Origin of the sequence: Candidatus Tisiphia endosymbiont of Ditula angustiorana (assembly GCF_964026425.1) — a bacterium.
Taxonomy (GTDB): Bacteria; Pseudomonadota; Alphaproteobacteria; order Rickettsiales; family Rickettsiaceae; genus Tisiphia.
This window is the reverse complement of record NZ_OZ032143.1, coordinates 50,723-65,933: the sequence shown is the minus strand read 5'-3', so window position 1 is coordinate 65,933 and position 15,211 is coordinate 50,723. Positions and strand designations below refer to the sequence as shown.

Annotated in this window: 1 protein-coding gene (only partly in view); it reads right to left on the bottom strand. The window is 30.5% G+C overall.

The features are described 5' to 3' along the window. Positions 1-15,211 carry the 5' portion of a non-ribosomal peptide synthase/polyketide synthase gene (locus AAGD29_RS00280; protein WP_341758081.1) on the bottom strand. The gene continues 24,785 nt to the left of window position 1, outside the view, so the window shows 15,211 of its 39,996 coding nt (coding positions 1-15,211); its start codon is at positions 15,209-15,211; its stop codon lies off the left edge, out of view.

Here is a 15,211-nt window from a genome sequence, read left to right as displayed (position 1 = left end):
AATTTTCTATCTGATTATATTGCCTATTAGCTATTGGAGTTCCTACCACTATATCATCTTGATTACTATAACTTCTCAACATTAAATAATAACCACTAAGTAATACGCTGTATAAGCTTACCTTTAATTTCTTAGCTAATTCCCTTAAAGATCTTGAGGTATCTTTATCTAACTCAAAATAGATATTGCTACCTTCATAATCTATCTGACTTGCTCTTGGTTTATCGGTTATTAAGTTTAATGTCTCATAACCACTTAGTTTATTCTTCCAGTAATTTAATTGTTTATCTAATCTTTCCCCACTTAAATAGTTTCTTTGCCATAATGCAAAATCTTTATATTGAATAGTTAATTTTGGTAAGTTTAGTTTACTTACTAAACCTTGTGATTGTTTTAGATAATAACTATAATATGCTTGTAGTTCTTTCAAAAATATATCGGTAGACCAACCATCAAAGGCTATGTGATGAATTACTATGCTTAGGTAGTATTTTGGAGTATCTTTTGCATTGCTACTAATTAATTCATATAAGCAAACTCTTATCGGATATTCATTACTTAAATCATAAATATGATTTACTGCCTTTTCTAACTCTTCTTCTAATTGTAATTGATCAATGATGTTTATCTTTATAATCTCTAAGGGAAACTCTTTATCATCTAGTATTAATTGATAACCATTGCCTCTATTGTCTTCTTTGATTAAGGTCCTTAGTATAGCGTGTCTAGCTACTATACTTTTTATACTACTTTCTAATATATCTATACTAGCATTACTAGATATACTAAATACCATCGGTATATTATATGCATTAGTTCCTTCCTCATATTTCTCAATAAACCATAACCTCTCTTGGGCAAAAGATAATGATTGTTCTTCTACTTTAGTAATGCTAGCTTTATCTATTACTATGCTATTTTCGTTATTATGTTCTATGTATTGAACCAACCTTTTTACTGTATTGTGCTTAAAGATAGCTGGTATACTAATTGCACTATTTAATTCTTTACTTAATTTACTTACCAACCTTATTGCTAAAATGCTATTACCTCCCAATCTAAAAAAATCATCATGGATACTTACTTTTTCTTCAGGTAATCCTAACACTTCTGCCCAAATTTTACAAACTTGACTCTCCAATTCATTTCTAGGGGCTACATATGTTTCAATATTAGTAAACTCAGGATCAGGCAATGATTTTCTATCCAACTTACCATTAATCGTTAATGGCAATCTTTCCAAATGCATTAATACAGCAGGTATCATATATTCCGGTAATCTTGCCTGTAGGTAATTTAGTATAGCTTCTTCATCTAACTTATATTCTGATACATAATAACCCGCTAAATACTTACTTCCTGATTCTCCTAGTCCTTGTTGTTCTTGAGCTAACACTACACTCTGTGTTATTCCTTTATAACTTGATAAAACACTCTCTATTTCTTCTAACTCTATCCTGTATCCTCTGATCTTAACCTGAAAATCATTACGTCCTATATATTCTAAATTACCATCTGCTAACCATCTTACCAAGTCTCCAGTCTTATATAATCTTGTATTCTTTACTAACTTCTTTTCCTCTGTACTTTGAAATGGATTAACTATAAACTTCTCTGCTGTTAAGTCAGGGCGATTTAAATAACCTCTAGCTAATCCTGCTCCCCCTATATATAATTCTCCTATCGCTCCTATTGGTAGCGGAGTTAAGTTAGTGTCTAATACATAACACCTTACGTTAGAAATTGCAGAACCTATATTTGTAGCACCATTATTATTATAGTGATTTAAGCTTGCATATACAGTCACCTCACTTGGTCCATATGCATTTATCACTTTTACGTTACTATTTTGATAGTAATCTAATACTTCTTTGTTAGCTTTATCCCCCCCTAGCACTAAGATATTTAATCTAAGTATATATTCATTATTTAATAATGTAGGTGGTAGTAACGCTATATCTATATTGTTTTTTTGTATGTAAATACTTAGTTGCCTTATATCTTGCCTTATATCATTATCTATGATATATATAGTATGACCATTTAAGATAGTTGTATAAGCTTCCCATACATGTGCATCAAATACATAATTAGCATACCATAAGCAATTTTTGATATTTTTTTCTTTAGGTAATTCAAACTCTTTTTCTTGTACTATTGCTAAATTTATAATTCCTCGATGTTCAATCATTACCCCCTTAGGATTACCTGTAGTACCTGAAGTATATATAACATAAGCAAGGTTATTGCTGGTGGTAGAAATTGTAGGATTAGATGTCAGGTAGGATGCTAGTAAAGTTTGTATTTGCTGATCATCAATTACTAAGATCGTTGCTTGACTAATTGTGCTAATAGCTAAACTATCTAATCTTTGTTTATGTCCTTCATTAGTCAGTACTAACTTACTATTTGTATCTTCTAATATATAACTTATTCTTTCATCAGGATAATTTGAATCGATTGGTACATATGCTCCTCCTGCTTTTAATACAGCAAGGTTCGCTATTAGCATATGTTCACTCCTGTCTAAACATAAGGCTATCAACGTATCGGGGCTAATCTGATATGTCTCTCTTAAGTAATTGGCTAACTGATTGGCTCTCTCATTAAGTTGCCTGTATGTTAGCTTAGTTTCTTCATATACTATTGCTATGTTATTTGGTGTCCTTGCTGCTTGTTCTTCGAATAAAGCTTGTATTGTCTTATCGCTTGGATAAGTTTTATCTGTATCATTCCAGTTATTAATAATTTGTTGGTATTGTTGTTGATCTAAATAGTTTAAATCAGCTATTTTACTATGTGCTTGTTTTTGGCTATTATTAAGCAATGTCGCCAATTGTTTTAATATCTCAGTATATGTTTTTATAAAACCATTAATTGTTTCTTCGCTATATAAACTTGTTGCATAATTAAAACTTCCTTTTAAACAAACTTCACTATCATCTATAAAAGTACTAATATCAAACTTAGCTACATTATATAAACTAGCTCCTGTTGTATGTGTTTGTAATATATTAGCTAAATAAGTTTCTTGTTGTTCGTCCTCTTGACTATATAGCTCATTCCCAAAACTCTGCACTGCAAACATTACTTGGAATATTGCATGCCTACTAGTATCTTTGATTACATTTAGTTCCTCTACTAATTTTTCAAATGGTAAATCCTGATGTAGTTGTGCTTGTACTATTTCATCTCCTACTTGCTTGATAAATTCTTTAATTGAAACTTTTGCATCTATTTGCATTCTCAGGGCTAACGAATTGACAAAGAAACCAATTAAATTTTCTATCTGATCATATTGCCTATTAGCTATTGGAGTTCCTACCACTATATCATCTTGATTACTATAACTTCTCAACATTAAATAATAACCACTAAGTAATACGCTGTATAAGCTTACCTTTAATTTCTTAGCTAATTCCCTTAAAGATCTTGAGGTATCTTTATCTAACTCAAAATAGATATTGCTACCTTCATAATCTATCTGACTTGCTCTTGGTTTATCGGTTATTAAGTTTAATGTCTCATAACCACTTAGTTTATTCTTCCAGTAATTTAATTGTTTATCTAATCTTTCCCCACTTAAATAGTTTCTTTGCCATAATGCAAAATCTTTATATTGAATAGTTAATTTTGGTAAGTTTAGTTTACTTACTAAACCTTGTGATTGTTTTAGATAGTAACTATAATATGCTTGTAGTTCTTTCAAAAATATATCGGTAGACCAACCATCAAAGGCTATGTGATGAATTACTATGCTTAGGTAATATTTTGGAATATCTTTTGCATTGCTACTAATTAATTCATACAAGCAAACTCTTATCGGATATTCATTACCTAAATCATAAATATGATGTACTGACTTTTCTAGTTCCTCCTCTAATTGTAATTGATCAATGATGTTTATCTTTATAATCTCTAAGGGAAACTCTTTATCATCTAGTATTAATTGATAACCGTTACCTCTATTATCTTCTTTGATTAAGGTCCGTAGTATCTCGTGTCTAGCTACTATACTTTTTATACTACTTTCTAATATATCTATACTAGCATTACTAGATATACTAAATACCATCGGTATATTATAAGCATTAGTTCCTTCTTCATATTTCTCAATAAACCATAACCTCTCTTGAGCAAAAGATAACGATTGTTCTTCTACTTTAGTAAAGGCAGCTTTATCTATTACTATGTTATTTTCGTTATTATGTTCTATATATTGAACCAACCTTTTTACTGTATTGTGCTTAAAGATAGCTGGTATACTAATTGCATTATTTAATTCTTTACTTAATTTACTTACCAACCTTATTGCTAAAATGCTATTACCTCCCAATCTAAAAAAATCATCATGGATACTTACTTTTTCTTCAGGTAATCCTAACACTTCTGCCCAAATCTTACAAACTTGACTCTCTAATTCATTCCTAGGGGCTACATATGTTTCAATATTAGTAAACTCAGGATCAGGTAATGATTTTCTATCCAACTTACCATTAATGGTTAATGGCAATCTCTCCAAATGCACTAATATAGCAGGTATCATATATTCCGCTAATCTTGCCCGTAGGTAATTTAATATAGCCTCTTCATCTAACTTACATTCTGATACATAATAACCTGCTAAATATTTACTACCTGATTCTCCTAGTCCTTGTTGTTCTTTAGCTAGTACTACACTTTGTGTTATTCCTTCATAACTTGATAAAACACTCTCTATCTCTTCTAACTCTATTCTGTAGCCTCTGATCTTAACTTGAAAGTCATTACGTCCTATATATTCTAAGTTACCATTTGCTAACCATCTTACCAAGTCTCCAGTCTTATATAACCTTGCATTCTTTGCTAATTTCTTTTCCTTTATACTTTGAAATGGATTAACTATAAACTTCTCTGCTGTTAAGTCAGGGCGATTTAAATAACCTCTAGCTAATCCTGCTCCCCCTATATATAATTCTCCTATCGCTCCTATTGGTAGCGGAGTTAAGTTAGTGTCTAATACATAACACCTTACGTTAGAAATTGCAGAACCTATATTTGTAGCACCATTATTATTATAGTGATTTAAGCTTGCATATACAGTCACCTCACTTGGTCCATATGCATTTATCACTTTTACGTTACTATTTTGATAGTAATCTAATACTTCTTTGTTAGCTTTATCCCCCCCTAGCACTAAGATATTTAATCTAAGTATATATTCATTATTTAATAATGTAGGTGGTAGTAACGCTATATCTATATTGTTTTTTTGTATGTAAATACTTAGTTGCCTTATATCTTGCCTTATATCATTATCTATGATATATATAGTATGACCATTTAAGATAGTTGTATAAGCTTCCCATACATGTGCATCAAATACATAATTAGCATACCATAAGCAATTTTTGATATTTTTTTCTTTAGGTAATTCAAACTCTTTTTCTTGTACTATTGCTAAATTTATAATTCCTCGATGTTCAATCATTACCCCCTTAGGATTACCTGTAGTACCTGAAGTATATATAACATAAGCAAGGTTATTGCTGGTGGTAGAAATTGTAGGATTAGATGTCAGGTAGGATGCTAGTAAAGTTTGTATTTGCTGATCATCAATTACTAAGATCGTTGCTTGACTAATTGTGCTAATAGCTAAACTATCTAATCTTTGTTTATGTCCTTCATTAGTCAGTACTAACTTACTATTTGTATCTTCTAATATATAACTTATTCTTTCATCAGGATAATTTGAATCGATTGGTACATATGCTCCTCCTGCTTTTAATACAGCAAGGTTCGCTATTAGCATATGTTCACTCCTGTCTAAACATAAGGCTATCAACGTATCGGGGCTAATCTGATATGTCTCTCTTAAGTAATTGGCTAACTGATTGGCTCTCTCATTAAGTTGCCTGTATGTTAGCTTAGTTTCTTCATATACTATTGCTATGTTATTTGGTGTCCTTGCTGCTTGTTCTTCGAATAAAGCTTGTATTGTCTTATCGCTTGGATAAGTTTTATCTGTATCATTCCAGTTATTAATAATTTGTTGGTATTGTTGTTGATCTAAATAGTTTAAATCAGCTATTTTACTATGTGCTTGTTTTTGGCTATTATTAAGCAATGTCGCCAATTGTTTTAATATCTCAGTATATGTTTTTATAAAACCATTAATTGTTTCTTCGCTATATAAACTTGTTGCATAATTAAAACTTCCTTTTAAACAAACTTCACTATCATCTATAAAAGTACTAATATCAAACTTAGCTACATTATATAAACTAGCTCCTGTTGTATGTGTTTGTAATATATTAGCTAAATAAGTTTCTTGTTGTTCGTCCTCTTGACTATATAGCTCATTCCCAAAACTCTGCACTGCAAACATTACTTGGAATATTGCATGCCTACTAGTATCTTTGATTACATTTAGTTCCTCTACTAATTTTTCAAATGGTAAATCCTGATGTAGTTGTGCTTGTACTATTTCATCTCCTACTTGCTTAATAAATTCTTTAATTGAAACTTTTGCATCTATTTGCATTCTCAGGGCTAACGAATTGACAAAGAAACCAATTAAATTTTCTATCTGATTATATTGCCTATTAGCTATTGGAGTTCCTACCACTATATCATCTTGATTACTATAACTTCTCAACATTAAATAATAACCACTAAGTAATACGCTGTATAAGCTTACCTTTAATTTCTTAGCTAATTCCCTTAAAGATCTTGAGGTATCTTTATCTAACTCAAAATAGATATTGCTACCTTCATAATCTATCTGACTTGCTCTTGGTTTATCGGTTATTAAGTTTAATGTCTCATAACCACTTAGTTTATTCTTCCAGTAATTTAATTGTTTATCTAATCTTTCCCCACTTAAATAGTTTCTTTGCCATAATGCAAAATCTTTATATTGAATAGTTAATTTTGGTAAGTTTAGTTTACTTACTAAACCTTGTGATTGTTTTAGATAATAACTATAATATGCTTGTAGTTCTTTCAAAAATATATCGGTAGACCAACCATCAAAGGCTATGTGATGAATTACTATGCTTAGGTAGTATTTTGGAGTATCTTTTGCATTGCTACTAATTAATTCATACAAGCAAACTCTTATCGGATATTCATTACCTAAATCATAAATATGATGTACTGACTTTTCTAGTTCCTCCTCTAATTGTAATTGATCAATGATGTTTATCTTTATAATCTCTAAGGGAAACTCTTTATCATCTAGTATTAATTGATAACCGTTACCTCTATTATCTTCTTTGATTAAGGTCCGTAGTATCTCGTGTCTAGCTACTATACTTTTTATACTACTTTCTAATATATCTATACTAGCATTACTAGATATACTAAATACCATCGGTATATTATAAGCATTAGTTCCTTCTTCATATTTCTCAATAAACCATAACCTCTCTTGAGCAAAAGATAACGATTGTTCTTCTACTTTAGTAAAGGCAGCTTTATCTATTACTATGTTATTTTCGTTATTATGTTCTATATATTGAACCAACCTTTTTACTGTATTGTGCTTAAAGATAGCTGGTATACTAATTGCATTATTTAATTCTTTACTTAATTTACTTACCAACCTTATTGCTAAAATGCTATTACCTCCCAATCTAAAAAAATCATCATGGATACTTACTTTTTCTTCAGGTAATCCTAACACTTCTGCCCAAATCTTACAAACTTGACTCTCCAATTCATTTCTAGGGGCTACATATGTTTCAATATTAGTAAACTCAGGATCAGGCAATGATTTTCTATCCAACTTACCATTAATCGTTAATGGCAATCTTTCCAAATGCATTAATACAGCAGGTATCATATATTCCGGTAATCTTGCCTGTAGATAATTTAATATGCCTTCTTCATCTAACTTAGATTCCGATACATAATAACCTGCTAAATACTTACTGCCTAATTCTCCTGCTTCTTGTTGTTCTTTAGCTAGTACTACACTTTGTGTTATTCCTTCATAACTTGATAAAACACTCTCTATCTCTTCTAACTCTATTCTGTAGCCTCTGATCTTAACTTGAAAGTCATTACGTCCTATATATTCTAAGTTACCACTTGCTAACCATCTTACCAAGTCTCCAGTCTTATATAACCTTGCATTCTTTGCTAATTTCTTTTCCTTTATACTTTGAAATGGATTAACTATAAACTTCTCTGCCGTTAAGTCAGGGCGATTTAAATAACCTCTAGCTAATCCTGCTCCCCCTATATATAATTCTCCTATCGCTCCTATTGGTAACGGGGTTAAGTTTATATCTAATACATAGCACCTTGCATTAGAAATTGCAGATCCTATTAAATTAATATCTCCATCTATTATTTGTTTACTAGATGCGTATATAGTTTCCGTTGGTCCATAATAATTATATAGTTTATAATTACTTGACCAATATGTACCTGTACCAATATCGCATGGTTCTCCTGCATATATTATTCCATACAATGTTTCATATTCTATTCTTGGTAAAATCGATAATAATACGGGAGGTAAATATACATAATTAATGCCATTATCTATAATGTATTTGCTAATCAGCAATGCATCCGTCCTTACTTTCTCACCTAATAGATAAAGTACTCCAAATCTAAATAATACGGTAAAAATTTCTGATACTGATACATCAAATACATAGGATGTAAATACAGCTACCTTATTTCCTTTACTTAAATCATATACATCATTTAAAGATAATACGGCATTCACTATCCCTCTATGCTCCATCATTACCCCCTTAGGATTACCTGTAGTACCTGAAGTATATATAACACAAGCAAGGTTATTGCTGGTAGTAGAAGTTGCAGGGTTAGATGTTAGATGGGATGCTAGTAAAGTTTGTACTTGCTGATCATCAATTGCTAAGATCGTTGCTTGACTAATTGTGCTAATAGCTAAGCTATCTAATCTTTGTTTATGTACTTCATTAGTCAATACTAAGTTACTATTTGTATCTTCTAATATGTAGCTTATTCTTTCATCAGGATAACTTGAATCCATTGGTACATATGCTCCTCCTACTTTTAATACAGCAAGGATCGCTATTAGCATATGTTCACTCCTGTCTAAACATAAGGCTATCAACGTATCGGGGCTAATCTGATATGTCTCTCTTAAGTAATTGGCTAACTGATTGGCTCTCTCATTAAGTTGCCTGTATGTTAGCTTAGTTTCCTCATAGACTATTGCTATGTTATTTGGTGTCCTTGCTGCTTGTTCTTCGAATAAAGCTTGTATTGTCTTATCGCTTGGATAAGTTTTATCTGTATCATTCCAATTATTAATGATTTGTTGGTATTGTTTTTGATCTAAATAGCTTAAATTCTGTACTTCCTGGTAAGGATTGCTTACTATTTGTTCAAGTAAGCTTTTAGCTATCAATAATAATTGCTCTATACTATCATTACTGAATAACTCCCCAGCATATTTGATCATAAATGTTAATTGATTATTTACTTCATATGCTATTACTGCTAATGGATAATCTAGTTTCTCTACTGATCCTGTAAACCTTATCTTAATTCTACTTTGCTGTTCTTCATTGGCTGGATTAGGATAGTTCTCATAAACAAATAAACTATCAAATAACCGCTCACCTCCTTTTTGTAATTTAACTAAGCTGATATCACTTCTACTATTGATCTCATTAATATCACTTTGAATAGCCTTTATTGACTCTATTACACTTGTTATTGTTTTATTTTGATGCTCTACTATCAATGGTAAAGTATTTATATACAACCCTACTGAACTCTCTATGTCATCTATTGGAAGATTCCTACCTGATACGGTAGTTCCTACTACCGTTTGATTACTATTACCATAAATACTTAATACTTTGTGCCATACATATTGTAATATTGCATTTAATGTTACACCTTCTTCTTGACTGAACTTTTTTAAATTGTCATATAAGTTGCCTGTAATTGTTAATACTTGTTCTGCTGGATTTGTTATATGTTTATGTTCACTTATTCTTAACTGTTTCTGTTTATTGTTACTTAATAACAAGCCACTGAAGTCACTTCGCTCTTCTATTTGAGATATATATTTATTCCAATATTCCTTGTTATCTTCTTGATGCTTTTGTATATATTTCTGTGCTTCTTTATAACTTTGATCTTCCTTTAACAATATTATTTCTTTATCTTGCAATTTTAAGTAAGTATCATGAATATATTCTAATAATATTGGATTACTCCAACCATCTAATATTGCATGGTGATTACTAAAAATACATGTATATAAATCTTCCCTCTGTTTAATTAAATATACTCTAAATAAGTTACCTTGTTGTAAGTCATATATTTCCAGCCGATCTTCTTCTTGAATTTGTTTAATCTCGAATTCTTGAATTGTAAAATCTTGTTCTTTACTTAAGTCAATATATCTCCAATCTAAATTACCTTCTTTATCTATTACTTGGATTAATTCTTCCTCCCAGTTTAACCTCAGCCTTAGGCTACTGAATCTTGCTTGAGCATAACCCCAAGCTTCTTTTAATTTATTAAGTGCTAACTGATTATTATATTGCCAAATAATTTGTACTCTGTATGCATCATCAATATCACCTTGATTTAAAGTATGATAAATAAAACCTTGTTGTAAGCTATTTGCTAAATATACTCCTTCTATCTCTCGATGTTCTTGTAACCTATCTAGATATTCCTGACTTATTACATTATCTATATCACTCACTGTTAAGTAGCTTCTAGTCTGCTTGACTGTATAGCTGATTATATCTTCTAACTTCTGTTGAAATAAATCAGCTAGTTTATTGGTTATATTTGCACCTAACTTACTTGCTATACTAAATTTAAGTTTACCATCTACAACTAAACCATTGATATTAACTATATTGTTGTCTTGGTTAGCGGGATGCATTGATATACCGCTATTCTCACTAATAATATTCCATAAATCTTTATCTGTTGTCGCACCTTGCTTGTCAAACTGTCCTAGATAGTTAAAGCTTATTCTTGGTAAATCACTCTGATATCCTATTACTATCCCGTAACCTATTCCTTTATTTGGTACTTGTCTTAAATTCTCTTTGACAGTCTTAAGACTATTACCTAACTCCTCACTTATCTCTAATCGTATTGGATAGATAGTAGTAAACCAACCAACTGTTCTTGTTATATCAATATTATTATCTATTTCCTCTCTACCGTGACCCTCTAATACTATATGGTTAATTTTATTGCCTGTTATTTCAGCTAAACTATAACCAAGGGCAGTAAGCAAAATATCATTCACTTGGGTATTATAAGCTCTATTACTGTCTCGTAATAACTGACCAGTCTGTTCTTTGCTTAATTGTAGGCTAGCATAGCTATAAGCATCTTCGCTTACTATTAACTTATTTAGTTGATTACTATCATAATCAGATAGGATATTTGACCAGTAAGTTGTTTCACTCTTATGAGTAGTTGCATATTCTCTTACTACATTTACCCATTGTCTATAACTACCTCCTTTACTACCTAAATCTTTAGCATGGTAAAGATTTCTTAAATCTTCAGCAATTATCCGCCAACTTACCGCGTCTACTATTAAATGATGCAATGCACAATATATCCTGCTACTTCCATCTTCATAACCAAAAATATAACCTATACTATAGGTTGGTCCATACTCTAAGTCAAAATCACTCTGCCAGCTAGTTAATATCTCCTGTAGTTTAAACTCAAATTCTTTACTACCTTTTTTAACATCCAATTTGTTTATGTCTAATATCTTTAATTCTTCTACCTTGGCATCATTATTATAATATTGGCAATAACTCTGTACCAAATCTGTAGCTTTCCTGTATCTTAGTCTAAAACTATCATGATGTTGAACTAATTTAGTTATGCTTAGCTGTAGCCTATTTATATCTAAGGTCTCGGTTCTTAACAGAAATGACTGATTCCAATGATTAGGAATTATAAAATTATGCTTAAAGAACCACTGTTGCACTGGTAATAATGGTACTTCTCCACTTAATATACCTTGTTCACTTCTTAAATCTCCTTGAGTACTGCCTTGTCCTTTGCTTAAAACATTATCATAGAGTCTTTCAATAGTTTTATAACCAAAGATATCCTTAACAGTAACATTTAACCCTAGCCTTTGTCTTAACCTACTTACCAACTGGATACTTATTATACTATCCCCTCCTAGTCTAAAGAAATCATCATGGATACTTACTTTATCTTCAGGCAATCCTAACACTTCTGCCAAAACCCTACAAACTTGATTCTCTAATTCATTCCTAGGGGTTACATATGTTTCAATATTAGTAAACTCAGGATCGGGCAATGATTTTCTATCCAACTTACCATTAATGGTTAATGGCAATCTCTCCAAATGCACTAATATAGCAGGTATCATATATTCCGGTAATCTTGCCTGTAGGTAATTTAATATAGCCTCTTCATTTAACTTAGATTCTGATACATAATAACCCGCTAAATACTTACTTCCTAATTCTCCTACTCCTTGTTGTTCTTTAGCTAGCACTACACTTTGTGTTATTCCTTCGTAGCTTGATAAAACACTCTCTATTTCTTCTAGCTCTATCCTATAGCCTCTGATCTTAACCTGAAAATCATTACGTCCTATATATTCTAAATTACCATCTGCTAACCACCTTACCAAGTCTCCAGTTTTGTATAATCTTGCATTCTTCTCTAACTTCTTTTCTGCTGTACTTTGAAATGGGTTAACTATGAACTTCTCTGCTGTTAAGTCAGGGCGATTTAAATACCCTCTAGCTAATCCTGCTCCTCCTATATATAATTCTCCTATCGCTCCTATTGGTAACGGAGTTAAGTTAGTATCTAATACATAGCACTTGGCGTTAGAAATTGCAGATCCTATTAAATTAGTATCACCATCTATTATTTGTTTACTAGATGCATATATAGTTATTTCTGTTGGTCCATAATAATTATATAGTTTATAATTACTTGACCAATATGTACCTGTATCAATATCACATGGTTCTCCTGCATATATTATTCCATGCAATGTTTCATATTTTATTCTTGGTAAAATCGATAATAATACTGGAGGTAAATATAGATAATTAATGCCATTATCTATAATATATTTGCTAATCAGCAATGCATCCGTCCTTACTTTCTCACCTAATAGATAAAGTACTCCAGATCTAAATAATACGGTAAAAAATTCTGATACTGATACATCAAATACATAGGATGTAAATGCAGTTACCTTATTCCCTTTGCTAAAGTCATATACTCCATTTAAAGATAATACAGTATTCACCACTCCTCTATGTTCAATCATTACCCCCTTAGGATTACCTGTAGTACCTGAAGTATATATAACATAAGCAAGGTTATTGCTGGTGGTAGAAGTTGTAGGATTAGATGCTAGATGGGATGCTAGTAGAACTTGTACTTGCTGATCATCAATTGCCAAGATCGTTACTTGACTGGTTGTGGTAATAGCTAAGCTATCTAATCTCTGTTTGTGTACTTCATTAGTTAGTACTAACTTACTACTTGTATCTTCTAATATATAGCTTATCCTTTCATCAGGATAACTTGAATCCATTGGTACATATGCTCCTCCTGCTTTTAATACACCAAGTATCGCTATTAGCATATGTTCACTCCTGTCTAAACATAAGGCTATCAACGTATCGGGGCTAATCTGATATGTCTCTCTTAAGTAATTGGCTAACTGATTGGCTCTCTCATTAAGTTGCCTGTATGTTAGCTTAGTTTCTTCATATACTATTGCTATGTTGTTTGGTGTCCTTGCTACTTGTTCTTCAAATAAAGCTTGTATCGTCTTATCACTTGGATAATCCTTATCTGTATCATTCCAATTATTAATAATTTGTTGGTATTGCTTGTGTGATAATAGATTATAATTTTTGATATGGTGTAATTGCTTTGTATCTTCCAGTTCTACTAACTCATTTAGCACCCCTATAAATAATAGCTTATAGTAATCTATAAAATTAGTTAATAAATCGATATTAATCTTACTTAATTTATATCTTACCCTATAGTTAATTTCTTCATTTCGGATTTCTTGCTCAAATAATAATTCATTTGTTAAATCAATATTTGTATCCTTATTAACCTTAACTTTTATATTTCCAAATTCGAAAACTTTATATTTTAAATTTGTTTGAATAAACGAGCAATTGAGAATACCTTTATTTGATACTGATACTATATCAGATATAGGTAAATAGCTATGATTTACATCAATACACTTTAATGACTTAAGAAACTGTCGTGATTGATTTACTACATCTATAATATTATTTGTTTTGTTTAAATTATAAGCAATAACATTTGTATTAATGTGAGCACCATATATAAAATCTTTTCCTTCTGTTACTGCTATTGGATAATTTATACAAAATCTGTTTTGTTCTGTATATCTATTAAGTAAAACTGCAAATATATTTTGACCATATAAATATGGTGTTATGTTATACTTTTTTTTCAATTGATTTAATTTAAACAATACTTCTTTGTTAAACTTAAACCTTATTTCAGTTACATCACTTAATGTTTGTACCGATAATTTCGTTTTTTCTAAATTATTTCGTCTTGTACTAACCTTTAAAAAATTTATATCTAAAAATTCAATATCTGATAATCTTTCTTTCCAAAAGAATTTGCTCCTTTCTTTATTTAACTCTACATATTTTGATAGTTCTTTTGATAACTTTGTTATACGTAATAGTTGAGTTTTTATTGTAATACTATTTTTGTAATATGGATCATTATAATACTTTGATAGTTCATTAACAAAGTAATCAAATGAAGATCCATCTATGATAATATGATGTAAAACAATTATTAATCTATATTTATTAGAGTGATATTTTATCAAGCTACATCTATATAATGGTCCTTCTTCCAAATTAAATGGTTTTTGTATATACGCAAAAATATCTTTACTGGATAGTTTCTTTTCAAAAAACTCTACTCCATATATCTTGTTATTTTTTACCCAATATAATTCTTCATTTTTATCCTCTATATGGCTATTTAGTATTACATAATCTGATATAAATCTCTTTATTGCATTATTTAATCTTAGTATATCTATATTACCATTAAGATTTTGATCAAATACTATATTGTAATCGCTCCTATTTTGATCTAATTTCCATTCAGTGTAAAATATTCTAGTATAAGGAGAAAGTAGAACCCGGTACAT